Raw genomic sequence first — 15,588 nt, 5'->3', positions numbered from 1 at the left:
GTTTAGTCCGTGGTGCTCCATAACAGATTACGGCTGGTTAGAATCCTCTGCCGACTCGGTACCATTTCCGGTCTCCGTGTCGGTATCGGCAGTTCTCTTCTTCTTGCCGCGTTCCGTTTTCTCTGGTTCCGGGAAGACATAGCCGGTTGCTTCTTGGATATGTACAAGCTTGGCATGCAAGCCTTTGACTTCGCGTTGCAGCCGGTAACCGCGGTATATGCCAAACGACCCGACGATAATGCCGCCGAGCAGCGTACTGCCGAGAATCAGCAAAATCAGCGGGAAGCTGACCGAGCCAAACAGCAGATTCACCTGGACCGGGTCGACGTTGATCACGGCAAACACAGCGGTAATCAAGGCGAAGATCAGAGCTAAAATCAAGGACCATTGAATTTTCATGAGGGTACACCTCCTTCTAGAACAGTATAAAATCCCTTGTCCGCTTGGGGCAAGGGATTTTGTGGAAGCCTTTAGCCTAGGTTACTTCGTCAATTGTTCCATTTGCTCGATGACGTTCTCGAACACGCTCATCGCTTCGCGGATCGGCTCCGGCGAGGACATGTCGACACCGGCTTTTTTCAGAATATTAATCGAGTAGTCGCTGCCACCGCTCTTCAGGAAACCGAGGTAACGCTCAACCGCCGGCTTGCCATCTTCAAGGATTTGTTTAGAGAAGCTCGTCGCTGCGGAAAAACCGGTAGCGTACTTATACACGTAAAAGCTCGTATAGAAATGGGGGATACGTGCCCATTCCATTTCGATATCTTGGTCAACGACCATGTCTTTACCGTGGTATTTTATGTTCAACTTGTAGTAAATCTCAGACAGCTCTTGCGGCGTCAGCGATTCTCCGGCTTCGGCGCGCTCGTGGATGAGCTTCTCGAATTCGGCGAACATCGTTTGCCGGAATAACGTCGTCCGGAACTGATCGGCGTAGTAGGTCAGCAGGTACAGCTTTTGCTTCGGATCGGTTGATTTTTTCAATAAGTAATCCATTAACAGCGCTTCATTGGTCGTCGAAGCGACCTCGGCCAGGAAGATGGTGTATTGAGCGTCCCGGTATTTCAAAGCTTCGTCCGAAAAATAAGAATGCAGCGCGTGGCCCATCTCATGCGCCAACGTGAACATGCTGTTCAGATTGTCCTTGTGGTTGAGCAGCACGTAAGGATGGGTGCCGTAGGCGCCCCAGCTGTATGCGCCGGTACGTTTGCCTTCGTTCTCGTACACGTCGATCCAGCGGTTCTCGAAGCCCTCGCGCAGCACCTTCAGGTAATCCTCACCCAGCGGCTGAAGGCCTTCCTCGACCATGCTCTTCGCATCATCATAAGTGATATCCCACTTGTATTCCTCGACTAACGGGGCGAACAGGTCATACATATGAAGTTCGTCGACGCCTAATAGCTTCTTGCGCAGCTTCATATAGCGTTGCAGGAGCGGCAAGCTCTCATGGACGGCATCGATCAGGTTCGTATACACTTCCTTCGGAATGTTGTCGCCATATAGGGACATTTCCAGCACAGAAGGGTATTTGCGGACCCGCGAATAGAACATGTTCTTATTCACATTCGCGCTCAGCGTGGAGGCGATGGTATTTTTTTGCTTACGATAGGTTTCGTAAACGGCTTTGAATGCCCGCTCGCGTACTTCGCGGTTGGGGTTCTCCAGGAACTGAATGTAGCTGCCGTGGGTTAAATCTACTTCGTTCCCGTTTTCGTCCTTGATTTTCGGGAATTTCATATCGGCATTGTTGATCATGCCAAAAATTTGCTGCGGCGCTTGCGACAAATTGCCAACCTGGGCGAGCAGCGCTTCTTCCGTTTTGCTCAGCACATGCGCTTTCTCGCGTTTGATTTCCTGCAAGGTGAACTTGTAGTCCGCAAGGGCAGGATCTTGAATCAGCTTGTCGAGCTCCTGCTCCGACAAAGCCAGAATTTCCGGGGTAATAAAAGACAAGGCCTCGCTGACTTCCACGCTTAATTTCTTGGCTTTTTGCACAAGGGCCTGATATGTAGGGTTCGTTGTATCCTCGTCGTGATTGAGATGGGCGTAAACGTAAAGCCGCTCAATTTGCAACGATAACTCGTCTTCCAGCTCGAATACGGCTTTGATGCTCTCCGCATTGGTGAGCTTGCCTTCGAATTCGGCGGCTTTGTCTTTCAGCGTCTTAAGATCGTTGTACGATTTGTCCCAAGCGGCTTGGTCGGAAAACAAATCTTGCAGCTTCCACGTATTCTCCTGTGGTACCTCTGAACGTTTCAATACGGTGCTCATCGGAATCCTCCTTTGGGTTGGGTAAGATGATGAGGCAGGCTGACCAATCGCGGCGCTGCCTGGGAATGCGGCTGCCAGAAGGCAACCGGTCAACAGCAGGGGAATCGCACGTGGGGTGCGCTTGTGTCTCATACCGGAAAACCTCCCTTATTCGTGTCGGGAGCCCGATGTTAAGCTGGATCTCATGATCCAGTTGGCTTTGGGCATTTTCCTAGTATGGCCGTCTGCTGCAGGAAATATAGGGAATTGTCAGGCAAGGAAGCTGTAAATCATCAGCCCAAACGCCACCGCGATCATAATGACGGAGGCTAGGGCCAGGCCGCGCCGAAGGCGAGGCTGCAGGCGATCCTTGTTTAGGACAACCACGACGCCTAGCGCAAACGCGCAGATGATAAAAATAAGAAGGTTGGAACTATCCATCATAATTAATACTCCGTTTCGTACTGGAATGGTCCGGAGGGACGGGTTAAACCTGCTTAAAGGCGTTCATGATATCATCCCATTCCGCCTCGTTACCCGCGTATTCCTCCTTGGGAAACCGGCGTTTCACCCAATCCATGAGCGCGGGACGGCTAAGGAACGTATGCGACTCCTCGCCCCACTGGTCGGAAATTTCACGGAGTACGATGTACTTGCCTTGAACCTCTACCGTCATCATGTTCCATTTGTCTTTTTTGTATATCTCGTGCTTTTTGATCATCTCAGGCGTTCTCCAATCTTTGGCTTCGGTTTGCAGGTATGAAACCCGCGGATTAATGGTAATATTTTATGTAAAATGATAACTCACGCCCCCGAGGAAAGCAAATGAAACCGTACGTTCTAGCGCGGGTTTTGGACCGTAAAGTTTGGGCGAACTGACACGTTGCATTGTCGTTGGGCATAGAGTATAATATGGGTATTCGTCAAAGATGACGATTATTTTTAGGAGGTTGTTCATTTGAAAGGTACAGTTAAATGGTTTAACGCAGAAAAAGGCTATGGCTTCATCCAAGTTGAAGGTGGCGAAGACGTATTCGTACACTTCTCCGCAATTCAAGGCGACGGATTCAAAACTCTAGAAGAAGGCCAAGCCGTTGAGTTCGAAATCACTGACGGTAACCGTGGTCCTCAAGCTGCTAATGTAATCAAATTATAAGATCACTTCCGTTTAACGGATCACTTATAAAGTTTGGTTCCAAGCGCGATAATGAAAGGCACAGCTCTTTATAGGGCTGTGTTTTTTTGTATACATAGGATAATGGGTGACATTCTGTTGTCACCATTGCTTTGTTAAAGTGGAATTAACGGGAGGGGACGTAAGCGATGAAGCGGATGGATCGGATGATGGCGATCGTGATAGCGTTGCAGCAGCGGCCGGAGACGGCTCAGTCCTTGGCTGACAAGCTGGAGGTGTCCAAGCGGACGGTGCTCCGCGATATGCAGGCTCTGGCTGAGATCGGCATTCCGTTGTATGCGCTCTCAGGCCCTGGCGGCGGCTTCCGCCTCATGGACGGCTTCCGGCTGCCGCCGCTGCAGCTTGACGCCGGCGAGGCCCTGACCGTCCTGCTGGCCTTGGACGGCATGGGCAAATACAGCGGCAGTCCCTTCCGCGAGGCGAAATGGACCGTCGCCGACAAGATCCGCTCCGCTTTGCCCGAGCAGATGCTAGGGCAAATAGCTCCATTGCTCCGGCACGTGGAGATGGAGGTGCCGGAGCGCGGGACCCAGGCGCCGTTCCTCAGCGCCTTGATGGCTTATGCCGCCGGCGGGCAGTGGATCCGAGCGGAGTATCGCTCGGTGAATTATCGCCGGCAGCTGACGCTGAAACCTTTGCGCGTGTACGCTGCGCACGGGTTCTGGTATTGCGAAGCCGAGTCGCTTGCGCACGGCGAGAAGCGAACGTTCCGCGTCGACCGGTTCGTAGAGGTCGACGAGACGTCTCCCCCACCGGATGCGGGTGCGGGAAGGGGAGAGGCCGCCATGCAGAGGCAACCCCTAACACGGGCCCCAAGGGAGGACTTCCGACTCCTTGTAAAACTGACGTACCGGGGCTCACTGCTGGCGGAGCAGGATCCGCATTTTGGCCAGGAGGTGCACCAAATAGGAGAGGAAGAATGGCGACTCGATTGCATCCTGCCAGGCTCGGAATGGGATTGGGCCGTATCGCATTTCTTCAGTTTAGGTCATGATGCGGAAGTGCTTGAGCCTTTGGCTCTGCGCGAGGAGCTTCATCAGCGGGCTGCGGAGCTGGCCGAGCTGTACCGGACAGGCCGGGTTACTCCGGCCCGTGAGACGGACGTAGGATACGAGAAGACTGGAGGGAGCAAGAATGATGAAACCTAGAATGACGGTGTTAACGATCGGTGTGGAGGATTTGGAAAGGGCGCTGCGATTTTACCGGGATGGACTCGGCTGGGCGACCGACGGGATCGTGGGCCAGGAGTTCGAGCACGGGGCCGTCGCCTTTTTCGATTTGCAGGCGGGACTGAAGCTGGCGTTGTGGAAACGGGAAAGTATCGCGCATGATACCGGCCTTATCGTGCATGCTCCAAGCTCCACGGAGTTTACGCTAGGCCACAATGTGGCGAGCAAATCGGAAGTGGATCAGGTCATGGAGCAAGCTGAAGCGGCAGGGGCCAAGATTGCCGTTCCTCCCCATGATACGTTCTGGGGCGGGTACTCAGGGTATTTTCAAGATCCGGACGGACATTTGTGGGAGGTTGTCTGGAATCCCGAGTGGATATTCGAAGCTTAATTGGCGAGGAGGAAGAGGGTTATGAGTGAACGGGGAGTGTTGGAACGGGCCGCAACTTTCATTTATTCGAATGCCCGGTTGTTGGATCGCAAACGGTTTGCTTATCATTTTGATGGAGGGACTGCGGAGGAGGTGCTGGGTGCGCTTCGACCGTACCAGAACGAGGATGGCGGCTTCGGCCATGCGCTTGAGGCGGATATGCGCGGCCCGCACAGCCAGCCGGTGGCCACTGAAACGGCGTTGTTGGTGATGCGTGAGGTCGGCGGTTTTGGATCGGATCTGCTGGACGGGGTGATCCGATATTTGCGCAGCATCACGCTTCCGGGCGGCGGCCTGCCGCGGGCAACGACGGAAGTGAACCGATATCCGCATGCGCCATGGTGGGTCACTGAACAGGACGGGGTTCCTTCCATCAACCCGACCGGAAGTATCGTGGGCATGTTGCTGGAGCAGCAGGAACGTACGGATATCATTCGCGAGGAATGGTTTCAAAGACATATCGACTTTTTGTGGAACCACGTCGAACAGGGACTGCCCGGAGATTATCACGATGCTGCCCAGTGGATCTCCTTCTTGCAGCATGTTCCCGACCGCGAGCGGGCGGCCATGCATCTATCTAGGTTGGATGAATGGCTGACAGGTCCAAGCGGAATCGAAACCAATCCCTTGGCCGAAGGGTACGTCCACAAAGTGCTGGACTACGCGCCAACGCCGGATAGTTATGCGGCCAAGCTTGTCTCGGATCAGGAGGTGCAGCGGCATTTGGATTGGATGCTGAGCACGCAGCAGGAAGATGGCGGTTGGGCGCTTACGTTTCCGGGGACGAGCCCGGCTGCCGAGCAGGAATGGCGCGGCTGGCTTACCGTGGAAAATTTGAAAATACTGAGGGCTTACGGTCGTTTGTCCTAAGCGCAACAAAAAAAGAGGTTCCTTCCAGCATCAAGCTGAAAGGAGCCTCTTTGGGTTATCGATTAATCGACGATCCGCAAAATATCAGCGATTTCCTTGCGGGGCACCGGCTTCGGCGAAATCGCCGGATGACCCAGCGCGATCACCATGTTCACTCCACGGTTGGCGGGGATGTCGAGGAATTCGCGCAGCTTCTTTTCCGCCAGCAGCACCGGACCGGTCATCGGGCAAGTGGCCAGGCCTTTGGCATGCGCGGCGAGCATCAGGTTCTGGGCGGCTAGACAGCTGCTCTTCAGTCCTTCCTCTTCCCAAACCTCGGGAGCCACGAAGGCAATCGGGTCAAAAATTCTTTCCCGGAACTTGGACGTGTACGGGGTGGACAAGCACACGATTAACGCCGGCGCACCGGAAAAGGCGGTAGCGTAAGGGCCAAATGACTTCACCAATAGCTTGGCTTCCCGTTCCAGCCCTTGCTCCGCGGCGCGCGCTGCGGTTTCATGCAGGCTCTCCCAGGTGAAGTCCTCGATTTGTTTGATTTTATCGGTGTTCGTAACGACGATGAATTCCCAGGTTTGCGAATTCGTGTCGCTGGGCGCATAACGGGCGCAATCGATGAGATCCTCAATATCGGCGAGGCTGACGGTTTCTTCGGTAAATTCCCGGATACTGCGGCGGGTTTTTAAGGTGTCCCGGAACAAAGCGAAATCCATGCGTTTTCACCTGCTTCTTCATATTTAATACCAGGTACTATCATCTGATAGTAACTATTATATAGGAAGATATGTCCTTTGAACAGAGATAGAGTTAGAGTAGGGCCTGGTGAATGAGAAAGCCATATTTGGGGAGGGAGATCCGCATAGCGTGGACTCAGTTGACCAATCCGGGTACCGAAAAAGCTTAAGCGAGTAATGTATATGAAATATCGAATAGAAGTCGACATTTCAGGCGATTTCGGCAGAATGAGTATGAAATTTCATATAGAATTGTGTTCAAGGAAGACGGTGGTCGGAATTCTATATGAAATATCGAATAGAAATTGCTTTTTTGGGCTTCAGCGGAAAATTGGATATGAAAAATCGAATATAATTCAACATCGTATCGAATTTTCCATTTCTTAAGCTAAGCCTTATGTTCGAATTTCGAGGGACTGTTCGCTCCCGGCCCCTTCTGGAAATATCGGCTACCGAACCCGATGAACGCGACCGCTGCCGCGCCCATCGCGGTCAGGTAGAACGGCTGGCGGCCAAGCTGTTCGAACATCACACCGCCGAAGGTGCCGCTAAGAAGCCCGGCCAAGCTGGACCATACGATGGTGTACAAGGCCATGCCGGTCGCCCGGAATTCATCGGGGATCAGCCGGGTGAGCATGCGGATGGCCGTGACATAGAAGATGCCGAACGTTACGCCGTGCATCGCCTGGATGGCGAGGATGCCGTAGGCGGATCCGGTTAGTCCCATCAACAGGAACCGGACGGCGAACAGCAGGCTGGCTAGCAGTAGGAGCGGCAGTTCCTTATATTTTTCCCCATGGAAGCTGAGGTAGATGAACACAGGGATTTCCGACAGCGACGAGGCGAGCATCGCCCAGCCGATGAGATTTTCGCTCGCGCCGAGCTCCTTCAGGCTGATCGAGATAAACGCTTCGTTCATCCGCATGCCAATGGCCAGGCAGAAGACGCAGCCGAAGAACCAAAGAAGCTCTTTTTGACGCAGGATCGCCCAAATGCCCGACAGGTCCATCTTGGCTACGGATGTAGGCTGGTCCTTCACGAACAGGATGAACCCCAGCGCGAGTCCGGCGATCGCGATCGATACCCACATCGTGTTTGAGGAGCCTACCCGGGTCAAAACGTAACCGATAAGTAAGGCAAAGAAGGCGTATCCGAACGAACCAAACAGGCGGATGGAGATGAAATGGATGCCGTGCTGCTTGGCCGTAGAGATCACGATGGTGTCGGACAACGGGAAGACCGGATAGAAGAAGAAGTAAAATACGGTTATAACCGCCATGATGATAGAAAATGAGGTGGAGGCGGATAAGATAAACGTCAACGCGATTTGGCCGACCAGCAAGATGAGCAGGATCTTCTTAATCGTTTGGTAACGGTCGCTGGCTATACTCCACAGTAAATTGGAGACAAGCGAAATCATGGGGCCTAGGGCGTATAGCAAACCGATTTGGCTGGTCGAAAATCCAAGCTGGGCGTAAAATAGTGGGAAATAGGAGGAAACAAGGACACTTGTTCCGTATATTGTAAAGGTAAAGGCTCGTAGCCATCCGATTTCGGGGCTGACCGTAGTTTTCCGATTCATGGGGTTCTGTACTCCGTTTCTGCAGTCAGATCATTGTGCGCTTAGTGCGGTTATGGTTAGTATGCTTGCAAGTATACCAGAAATTAAGAGGTTCGGCGGCAACAAATTTACGCTCCGTTTATGTAAAACCCTTATACTGATCTCTAGGAGGTTATCGCCATGAAGGATTGTTTTGTTTACGATGAGCGCCTGGGCATTCACGTGCCGGTGCTGGAGCGTCCCTTTGACGAATACGAGCGGGAGGAACGGCTGGCGATGATCGCCTATTGGGAAGAGATCCGCGGACGGATTCCAAGCAAAGTCATGGTGCTGGAACGGTCGATTGAGCACATGCTGGGCGAGATGAGTAATGAGTCCGATTTCGAGCGCAGCTGTCGTCTCAACGGCGAAATCGCCGAGCTGGCCAGCCGAATTAACGATCTGCATATTTGGTACCGGACAACCCAGGATGAGCCCTCCGTCAAAAGGCATTTGTGATTTTGTTTATTTGTGCTAAAAGTTGGATCATATTATAATATAGAATGGTTTTCAGAAAGGCCGTTTTTTAACAACGCAGTGGAGGCAGGCCATTGATTGAACTTGAGCAAAGCCGAAACCAATTCCCGAAGGAGCCGATCCGGCTGATGAGTCGGGTTTATAAGTTTATTTTGCCGGATGTCCGTCAGGAACTGGATCGTTGGAGGAAGGATGCCGAGGAGATCCCCGATCCTGAGCTGCGGCGGCAAGCTTTGGCCAGCATCGCCACGAAAGAGTTCCATTGCCAGGGCGGTGCCGTATATGCGGCCGCAAACTTGCGGATGCGCCACGTATTGATCCCTCTCATCGTTGCGTTCCAAACCATCAGCGATTATTTGGACAATTTATGCGACCGAAGCACTTCCAAGGACCCTGAGGATTTCCGACTCTTGCACCAGAGTATGCTGGATGCGGTAGACCCTGATGCGGCGCTGCGGAACTACTATGCCCTTCGCGAGGAGCAGGACGATGGTGGTTATCTGCACCGGCTGGTTGGGACTTGCCAAGCGAACATCGATGAGCTCCGCGGATACCCGGCGGCGATGCCGTACATCGTTGACCTTGTAGGACTTTATACGGATCTGCAGGTGTACAAGCACATCGACCCGCAGGAGCGCGAGGCTAAGCTGCTAAGCTGGTGGGCGAACCACGAGTATCGTGCGCCGCAATTGCGATGGAACGAGTTCGCGGCAGCGACGGGTTCAACTCTCGGGGTGTTTATGTTGTTCTTGGCGGCAAGTCACGACGGGTTGGACGAGAAAAGCGCAAAAACGATCCACGACGCTTATTTTCCGTATGTTTGCGGGCTACATATTATGTTGGACTATCTGATCGATCAAGCGGAAGATGAGCTTGGCGGGGATTTGAACTTTTGCAGTTACTACGATAGCAAGGAAACGATGTTGGGCCGAATTACGTTGATCGTCGAGGGAGCGCGGCAGGATATTCGGAAGTTGCCCGCTTCCTCGTTTCATAGGATGATCATTGAAGGCTTGCTGGCCCTCTATTTATCCGACCCGAAGGTCAGCCAGCAGGACGAAATTCGCGAGGTATCCAAACGGTTGATGCGGCGAAGCCCGCTTATGCGGTTGTTCTTCTTCGCTAACAGCCTGTGGATTCGCAAGCATCTTTAGAAAACTGGAGCAATGCTAACTTTACTTACAACCGAATTAGGAGGAATTATCATGTCAGCAGTTAAAAAAATCGCAGTCCTTACCAGCGGAGGAGACTCCCAGGGCATGAACGCGGCCTTACGCGCCGTTGTACGAAGCGGGTTGTTCTACGGCCTGGAAGTGTACGGCATTCAACGCGGATATCAAGGTTTGCTCAACAATGATATTTTTCAAATGGACATCCGCAGCGTCGGCGATATCATTCAACGTGGGGGGACGATTCTCCAATCCGCACGTTGCCTGGAGTTCAAAACGCCGGAAGGCCAACAACGGGGCGCGGAGATTCTGCGCGAACACGGGATCGATGGTCTGGTCGTTATCGGCGGCGACGGTTCTTATCAAGGTGCTGAGAAGCTGAGCAAGCTCGGTATCAAAACGATGGGGCTGCCAGGGACCATCGACAATGACATCTCCTTTACGGATTACACCATCGGTTTCGATACGGCGGTGAGCATCGTGGTGGATGCGGTGAACAAGCTGCGTGACACGATGTCCTCCCATGAACGGGCTTCGGTTGTGGAAGTGATGGGCCGTCATTGCGGCGACATCGCATTGCATGCCGGGTTGGCTGCCGGTGCGGAAACGATCCTCGTACCAGAGGTACCGTTTGACCTGAACGAAGTAGCGGACCGCATGAAGCAGAATTTTGAAAAAGGCAAACGCCACAGTATCGTGATCGTAGCCGAAGGCGTGGGCAGCGGCGAGGACGTGGTGCAGGCGATCAAGCAACGCCAGCCTTCCGTGGAGCCGCGTGCAACCGTGTTGGGTCATATCCAACGCGGCGGATCGCCAACGCCGTTCGACCGCAACCTGGCCAGCCGCCTCGGCGACTTCGCCGTGCGCAGCCTGATCGCCGGCGAGTCGAACAAAGCCTGCGGCATGATTGGCGGCGAAATGATCTTGACCGACATCGAGAAGGTTGTCAGCACGAAGAAGCCGTTTAACATGGAGCTGTACGAGCTGGCATCGCGTTTGTCGCAATAAATAGATGAGTTAGATCGTTAGAGGAGCCGAGCCGGGAGGAATCCCGGCTCGGCGTGTTGTTCTGGAGTATGGCGGAGCCTCTACCTTTTCGGGTGGAAATGTTGCAAATTAGGCAAAATGATCAATTTGTTCGGAGCGGAAAAGCTCAGTCTAGGCGAACCCTCCCGCTTCTGCTACAATCGAACGCATAGCTGATAAAGGGGGAAGGTACATATGTATCTGTATCGATTGGAGGCGGAAACCTCCGCCGGTGCATTCGTGATCGTCATCGCCGCCGAGGAAGAGGAGAAGGCATTTGCCGCAGCCGAGGGGCATTTGCAGCGGCAGGTGTTGCCCGCACCCGCAGTCACGGAGTTGTCGATCGTGGAGAAGAAACGGATCGCGCCCGGGGCCGGCTACGTAGTGGCAACCGACAGCATGCCGCGTTAAAAAGAGAAGCCCGTGACCTTCCATCGGTCACGGGCTTCTCATCATTTATTGCGCATCCGCCGGACGAATCTGTCGGCTGCTAAACCGACGCTGGATCACGACCAGACGATACAGCAACAGGACGGCGGCTACGGCTAGGCCGGTAATGAGGCCAATCCAGTAGCCGTATGGGCCCTGCGGAGTGTAGTTGGCTAGGACGAAGCCAAACGGCAGCCCGATGACCCAATAGGCCAACAGAGAGATCCAGAAGCCGGGGCTAACGTCCTTGTACCCACGCAGCACGCCTTGCGTTGGCGTGGCGATGGCATCCGAGATCTGGAAGAAGATCGCATACACCAGGAAGTGCTTGATCAGCGAGACGACTTCGAGTTCGCTCGAATAGAGCTGCGCGACACCTTGGCGGAACAACAGCAACAGGACGGCGGTGGCCAAAGACAAGGCCGCGGCAGTCCCAATGCCAAGGGCCGCGTATTGCCGGGCATCCTTCAGCCGGGAAGCGCCGGTCTCGAAGCCGACGAGGATCGTTAGCGCCAGACAGATGCTGAGCGGGATCATATATAGCGTCGAGGCGAAATTGTTCGCCGCTTGATGAGCAGCGATCGTCAGCGTGTCGAATCGGCTCATCAGCAGCGTTACGGCGGCGAAAACGGCCGTCTCGAAGAAGATCGCGAAGCCGATCGGCACACCCAGTTTCATCAGTTCGCTCCATTTGGCCAGCGAGATGCGATGCAGCTTGCGAAAGACGCCGTATGAGGCGAACGGTTCTTGCCGATGTACGATCCACAAAGCGATAAGAAAGATGCACCAATACGTAAAGGCCGTGGCGATTCCGGAACCGATGCCGCCAAGACGAGGGAAGCCGCCGTGTCCAAATATAAGCAAGTATCCAGCGCCCACGTTTAGCGGGAGGGAGATCAGCGTAATCATCATCGATATCCGGGTTTGTCCCAGCGCATCGATAAACGAGCGCAGTACGATATAGCCGAACAACGGAACAATTCCCGTGGAAATCGCCACTAGGAAATAGAAGGCGACATGATGCACCTTGGGTTCCAGGTCCATCGTGTTCAGCAGGGGAGAGATCGAGAATGCCCCGACGAGCAGCACGACCAAGCTCACAGCCACCGACAACCATATTGCCTGGATGACGTGATAGCCGACCTTGTTACTCTGACCGCCGCCAACCAATTGCGAAACGATGGGCGTGATGCCCATGAGGATACCGCTAAGTCCGGTTTGTACCGGGATCCAAAGGCTTGAGCCGATGGCCGTACCCGCAAGGTCAGCCGGACTGGCATGGCCGGACATCATCGTATCGAAGAAGGTCATCAGGGACATCGTCACCTGGGTGACCAGGATGGGGATCAAAATGCGTAAAAATTGCCCATATTTTTGTTTTAACGTGTATGTTTGATTCATAAGCCGACATATCTCCGATCCTCAAAGGGTTACTTTACGTTCAAGCGAAACCAAACCCGGGCAGAAAGGCCCGGGTTTGATGGCTTTGCAGCATTATTATTCATAAGCGACGCCGGAAGTATAACGGTTGGAGGCGTTCCACAACAGAAACTCATCCACCTTCATTTCCTTCAGCGCCCGGATTTGTTCTTCCACTTCATGTTTGCCGTATTTGATGTAATGTCCGCTTCCCAGCCAACTGGCGGTAAAGTCCTGAATCCAAGGCCGGATAATCGGCTGCTTTTCTCCCAACTCCGAAAGCTTTGTTTGCGTATCCTGTACCGCGCCCTTGATCGTCTGATAAGGGGCTTTGTCGGGATCCTTGGCATTAAACCATCCGGTTGTGTAATGGCTTGGATAGATCATCGGACAAATCACGTCGACATTGTCGGAGATTTTCACGAAATCCTGACCAATTCCTTCGGCCGCTGGCACCGATGCCGCGTATCCGAAGATATCCACCGAAACCCGGATCCCTAACGGTTCGAGCTCATCTTTGGCATACTTGACGAAGGAGGAGACGGCGTCGACGCGGCTCATCTCACTTTTTGTATAGCTCAGACTATCCGCCCGTTTCTCAAAGCCTTCGGGGAACCGAACGTAGTCAAATTGGATTTCCTTGAAGCCGAGCTTAGCCGCTTCCTTGGCGATGGCGATATTATAGTCCCAAACCTCTTTACTGTAGGGATTCACAAAGCTGTCGCCTTTGCCGTTGCTCCACACGGATCCATCCTTGTGACGGAACGAGAGCTCCGGATGCTTCTTGGCCAGAATCGTATCCTTAAACACCACGATTCGGGCGATCGGATAAATATCATGCTTCTGCAAGCGAGCCATTAATGCATCGATGTCACGGATGAATGGCTGCGGTTTCCCCAATTTATTCAGCTCGGCGTTATCCGTCTTGTACGTGATATAACCCAGATCATCCTTGATATCGATCACCATCGCGTTCAGCTCGGTCTTGTCGACGAGATCGACCAGTTGGCTCATACGGGATCCCCCGGCACTGTATGCAGTAACATAAATGCCTTTGACTTTGGGAGCGTCGACCTGAGGATCTTCTTTCAGATCGGATGGTTTGATAGGATTGTCCAGGCGCCCCTCCGCTAGATTCACCGAGAAGGTGTGGGTAACGGATGCCATCATGGAGTTCGCCGGTTCCATCCCCGCGGCTTGCTCCTGCGGCGCTGCTCCACTGCCTGTACTCAAGGCCAGAAGTAGTAGTGTCCAGATGATGTTCATGATATCTCTCCCTTGTTTGCAATCGCTACTTATTATATCGGAAGAACGGCCTTCAGAAGGAACAGGAATGTCACAATTGGTAAAAAGTTTCAGAGATTCATAGAAGAAAAAAACGCAAAAAAGTCGTTTCCTTTGCCGAAGCAAAAGAAACGACTCCGTCGTGCTTGTAAGCGTTACATATTTAATGAAGAAACGCCGGGTTTTGATGCTCGCAGATGCTGAATTGAATAATCTCCAGCGCGTCCTGCGGTTCCAAGATGGTCATGCCATCCCGGAGGAGGATCGTCGAATTCAGTTCCCTTTGGTTCAGAAATAGCAACATATCCGGAAACCACTTCTTAACGATCTGTTCCAGTTTTACCGTTTCCATTTCCATTTCCACATCCATCACCCTTTCCTTTCAGAATCATTCACTGCGGAATCAATCCTAAATCGGAAAAGCAAAAAGCCTGTGAAATACGGGGTAAAGCTGAACCCTTTGAAGTTACAAAGGAACCGCTGTGATTATTATAACAAAGAAGCAGCCGATTGGAAACGGCCGCTTCTTTCAGGAAAACGCTTAACGACGGCGGAACGAGCCCATTACCCCGACGGTTTCCACAATATTGACGAAGGCGCTGGAATCGGTTTGTTTGATGATTTCCCGCAGTTCCGCCAGTTCATAACGGGTTGTGACGGTCATCAGCATATCTTTTTCTTTATGGGAAAAAGCGCCCTGAGTCTTGATCAATGTCACGCCGCGGGGCAGCGACAATAGCCGCTCGAGCATCACTTCCGTTTTGTCGGTGATAATAAACAACGTCACTTTGATATGGCTGATATGGATCAGATCGACGACCTTGCCGGAAATATAGATGGAGACCATCGAGGCCAACGCCAGATCCCAATTCCCTTCCAGATAGCCCATCGCTAGAATGACGATGCCGTTAAGTCCGACAATGACGTTGCCGACCGGAAAATCGCGAAAGCGGGTTACGATCGAACCCACAATGTCGAATCCGCCGGACGAGCCCCCGACGCGGAACGAGATGCCGCTGCCGATGCCCACCAGCACACCGCCAAATACTGCCGAGAGCAGCGTATCCGATGACAAAAGCTTGTCCGGTGTCGGAATCAGGGCAATGAGCCAGGTCGTGGTCGCAACCGATAAGATGCTTAAACCGATAAACCGTTTCCCCAGCAAGAATAATCCGGCGATTAAAAGCGGCACGTTATATGCCAGATACATCGTACTGATGCTGAGCGGAGAAAAATAGGCGGTCAGCATCGCCAAACCGGACACTCCGCCGCTGAGCAAATGGAGCGGTACGAGGAACAGATTAAAACCCGCGGCGATCATGGCAGCCCCGAGCACAATGACTATTGCATTCCTAATTTCCTTAAACACAATCTTTCACCTCACGAAAATAAAGGAAGTATCCCAACCCGCTTGCTGGTATTCCGTTTATATTTTGTGCTATAATACTTGAGATGTTCTTGAGTAGGTACTCTTTTCCAGTTTTCAGACTAGACCTATGTAAAATTTACAGGCGGATTGGACAGCCTATAAACGATTAA

The 15,588-nt window shown here is 52.9% G+C and carries 18 protein-coding genes; 8 read left to right on the top strand and 10 right to left on the bottom strand.

The features are described 5' to 3' along the window. Nucleotides 1-27 precede the first annotated feature (27 nt). The 4 genes from IM700_RS06945 to IM700_RS06930 form a co-directional block, all read right to left on the bottom strand. A complete protein-coding gene (locus IM700_RS06945; RefSeq protein WP_193414985.1) occupies nucleotides 28-399 on the bottom strand; it encodes a LapA family protein in 372 nt (123 codons plus the stop codon). 81 nt (nucleotides 400-480) lie between these two features. Then, on the bottom strand, nucleotides 481-2,271 hold the full coding sequence (gene pepF / locus IM700_RS06940) for an oligoendopeptidase F (RefSeq protein WP_193415367.1): 1,791 nt from the start codon (nucleotides 2,269-2,271) through the stop codon (nucleotides 481-483). A gap of 249 nt (nucleotides 2,272-2,520) precedes the next feature. Continuing rightward, entirely contained in the window at nucleotides 2,521-2,691 is a 171-nt protein-coding gene (locus IM700_RS06935; protein ID WP_204801126.1) for a hypothetical protein, read from the bottom strand. Between the two features lie 46 nt (nucleotides 2,692-2,737). After that, complete coding sequence (locus tag IM700_RS06930; protein WP_193414986.1) at nucleotides 2,738-2,971, bottom strand: hypothetical protein; 234 nt, start codon at nucleotides 2,969-2,971, stop codon at nucleotides 2,738-2,740. A gap of 237 nt (nucleotides 2,972-3,208) precedes the next feature. Here IM700_RS06930 and IM700_RS06925 point away from each other — a divergent pair, with 237 nt between their 5' ends. From IM700_RS06925 to IM700_RS06910, 4 genes are all read left to right on the top strand, one after another. After that, nucleotides 3,209-3,406: a cold shock domain-containing protein gene (locus IM700_RS06925; protein WP_018750471.1), complete on the top strand. Its 198-nt coding sequence runs from the start codon at nucleotides 3,209-3,211 to the stop codon at nucleotides 3,404-3,406. 167 nt (nucleotides 3,407-3,573) lie between these two features. Continuing rightward, complete coding sequence (locus IM700_RS06920) at nucleotides 3,574-4,593, top strand: helix-turn-helix transcriptional regulator (protein ID WP_193414987.1); 1,020 nt, start codon at nucleotides 3,574-3,576, stop codon at nucleotides 4,591-4,593. Then, nucleotides 4,583-5,005, top strand: a complete 423-nt coding sequence (locus tag IM700_RS06915; protein ID WP_193415368.1) for a VOC family protein — start codon at nucleotides 4,583-4,585, stop codon at nucleotides 5,003-5,005. The genes IM700_RS06920 and IM700_RS06915 overlap by 11 nt, the downstream gene beginning before the upstream one ends. Nucleotides 5,006-5,026: 21 nt before the next feature. Next, entirely contained in the window at nucleotides 5,027-5,914 is an 888-nt protein-coding gene (locus IM700_RS06910; RefSeq protein ID WP_193414988.1) for an alpha/beta hydrolase family protein, read from the top strand. Nucleotides 5,915-5,976: 62 nt separating this feature from the next. Here IM700_RS06910 and IM700_RS06905 read toward each other — a convergent pair whose 3' ends face one another. Together IM700_RS06905 and IM700_RS06900 are read right to left on the bottom strand one after the other, a co-directional pair. Next, entirely contained in the window at nucleotides 5,977-6,624 is a 648-nt protein-coding gene (locus tag IM700_RS06905) for a nitroreductase family protein (protein ID WP_193414989.1), read from the bottom strand. A gap of 409 nt (nucleotides 6,625-7,033) precedes the next feature. After that, nucleotides 7,034-8,227 (bottom strand): MFS transporter, encoded by a 1,194-nt coding sequence (locus IM700_RS06900; RefSeq protein ID WP_155605032.1) that lies wholly within the window; start codon nucleotides 8,225-8,227, stop codon nucleotides 7,034-7,036. Nucleotides 8,228-8,386: 159 nt separating this feature from the next. Here IM700_RS06900 and IM700_RS06895 point away from each other — a divergent pair, with 159 nt between their 5' ends. The 4 genes from IM700_RS06895 to IM700_RS06880 all read left to right on the top strand — a co-directional run bounded on the left by IM700_RS06895 (nucleotide 8,387) and on the right by IM700_RS06880 (nucleotide 11,328). Then, on the top strand, nucleotides 8,387-8,704 hold the full coding sequence (locus IM700_RS06895) for a hypothetical protein (RefSeq protein WP_155605033.1): 318 nt from the start codon (nucleotides 8,387-8,389) through the stop codon (nucleotides 8,702-8,704). Nucleotides 8,705-8,796: 92 nt separating this feature from the next. Next, entirely contained in the window at nucleotides 8,797-9,876 is a 1,080-nt protein-coding gene (locus tag IM700_RS06890) for a tetraprenyl-beta-curcumene synthase family protein (protein WP_193414990.1), read from the top strand. Nucleotides 9,877-9,927: 51 nt separating this feature from the next. Further along, complete coding sequence (pfkA, locus tag IM700_RS06885; protein ID WP_155605035.1) at nucleotides 9,928-10,899, top strand: 6-phosphofructokinase; 972 nt, start codon at nucleotides 9,928-9,930, stop codon at nucleotides 10,897-10,899. Between the two features lie 213 nt (nucleotides 10,900-11,112). Beyond that, nucleotides 11,113-11,328: a DUF3906 family protein gene (locus IM700_RS06880; RefSeq protein ID WP_155605036.1), complete on the top strand. Its 216-nt coding sequence runs from the start codon at nucleotides 11,113-11,115 to the stop codon at nucleotides 11,326-11,328. 45 nt (nucleotides 11,329-11,373) lie between these two features. Here the strand turns inward: IM700_RS06880 and IM700_RS06875 are convergent, their stop codons facing one another. The 4 genes from IM700_RS06875 to IM700_RS06860 all read right to left on the bottom strand — a co-directional run bounded on the left by IM700_RS06875 (nucleotide 11,374) and on the right by IM700_RS06860 (nucleotide 15,418). Beyond that, nucleotides 11,374-12,747, bottom strand: coding sequence for an MATE family efflux transporter (locus tag IM700_RS06875; protein WP_193414991.1), 1,374 nt, complete (start codon nucleotides 12,745-12,747; stop codon nucleotides 11,374-11,376). Between the two features lie 96 nt (nucleotides 12,748-12,843). Next, the gene (locus tag IM700_RS06870) at nucleotides 12,844-14,031 is read right to left on the bottom strand and encodes a putative glycoside hydrolase (RefSeq protein ID WP_193414992.1); all 1,188 of its coding nucleotides are present in this window, start codon (nucleotides 14,029-14,031) and stop codon (nucleotides 12,844-12,846) included. A gap of 181 nt (nucleotides 14,032-14,212) precedes the next feature. Next, nucleotides 14,213-14,407, bottom strand: coding sequence for a hypothetical protein (locus tag IM700_RS06865; RefSeq protein ID WP_155605250.1), 195 nt, complete (start codon nucleotides 14,405-14,407; stop codon nucleotides 14,213-14,215). A gap of 183 nt (nucleotides 14,408-14,590) precedes the next feature. After that, complete coding sequence (locus IM700_RS06860) at nucleotides 14,591-15,418, bottom strand: YitT family protein (RefSeq protein WP_193414993.1); 828 nt, start codon at nucleotides 15,416-15,418, stop codon at nucleotides 14,591-14,593. Nucleotides 15,419-15,588: the final 170 nt, after the last annotated feature.

The organism is Paenibacillus rhizolycopersici (genome assembly GCF_014947195.2).
Taxonomy (GTDB): domain Bacteria; phylum Bacillota; class Bacilli; order Paenibacillales; family Paenibacillaceae; genus Fontibacillus; species Fontibacillus rhizolycopersici.
The sequence above is the reverse complement of the archived record's forward strand: the minus strand, read 5'-3'. Positions and strand labels throughout refer to the sequence as shown.

Excerpts from the sequence above, each read along its gene's own strand:
- IM700_RS06945 (WP_193414985.1), bottom strand. The coding sequence starts at position 399 with ATGAAAATTCAATGGTCCTTGATTTTAGCTCTGATCTTCGCCTTGATT.
- pepF (WP_193415367.1), bottom strand. The coding sequence starts at position 2,271 with ATGAGCACCGTATTGAAACGTTCAGAGGTACCACAGGAGAATACGTGG.
- IM700_RS06935 (WP_204801126.1), bottom strand. The coding sequence starts at position 2,691 with ATGGATAGTTCCAACCTTCTTATTTTTATCATCTGCGCGTTTGCGCTA.
- IM700_RS06930 (WP_193414986.1), bottom strand. The coding sequence starts at position 2,971 with ATGATCAAAAAGCACGAGATATACAAAAAAGACAAATGGAACATGATG.
- IM700_RS06920 (WP_193414987.1), top strand. The coding sequence starts at position 3,574 with ATGAAGCGGATGGATCGGATGATGGCGATCGTGATAGCGTTGCAGCAG.
- IM700_RS06915 (WP_193415368.1), top strand. The coding sequence starts at position 4,583 with ATGAAACCTAGAATGACGGTGTTAACGATCGGTGTGGAGGATTTGGAA.
- IM700_RS06910 (WP_193414988.1), top strand. The coding sequence starts at position 5,027 with ATGAGTGAACGGGGAGTGTTGGAACGGGCCGCAACTTTCATTTATTCG.
- IM700_RS06905 (WP_193414989.1), bottom strand. The coding sequence starts at position 6,624 with ATGGATTTCGCTTTGTTCCGGGACACCTTAAAAACCCGCCGCAGTATC.
- IM700_RS06900 (WP_155605032.1), bottom strand. The coding sequence starts at position 8,227 with ATGAATCGGAAAACTACGGTCAGCCCCGAAATCGGATGGCTACGAGCC.
- IM700_RS06895 (WP_155605033.1), top strand. The coding sequence starts at position 8,387 with ATGAAGGATTGTTTTGTTTACGATGAGCGCCTGGGCATTCACGTGCCG.
- pfkA (WP_155605035.1), top strand. The coding sequence starts at position 9,928 with ATGTCAGCAGTTAAAAAAATCGCAGTCCTTACCAGCGGAGGAGACTCC.
- IM700_RS06880 (WP_155605036.1), top strand. The coding sequence starts at position 11,113 with ATGTATCTGTATCGATTGGAGGCGGAAACCTCCGCCGGTGCATTCGTG.
- IM700_RS06875 (WP_193414991.1), bottom strand. The coding sequence starts at position 12,747 with ATGAATCAAACATACACGTTAAAACAAAAATATGGGCAATTTTTACGC.
- IM700_RS06870 (WP_193414992.1), bottom strand. The coding sequence starts at position 14,031 with ATGAACATCATCTGGACACTACTACTTCTGGCCTTGAGTACAGGCAGT.
- IM700_RS06865 (WP_155605250.1), bottom strand. The coding sequence starts at position 14,407 with ATGGAAATGGAAACGGTAAAACTGGAACAGATCGTTAAGAAGTGGTTT.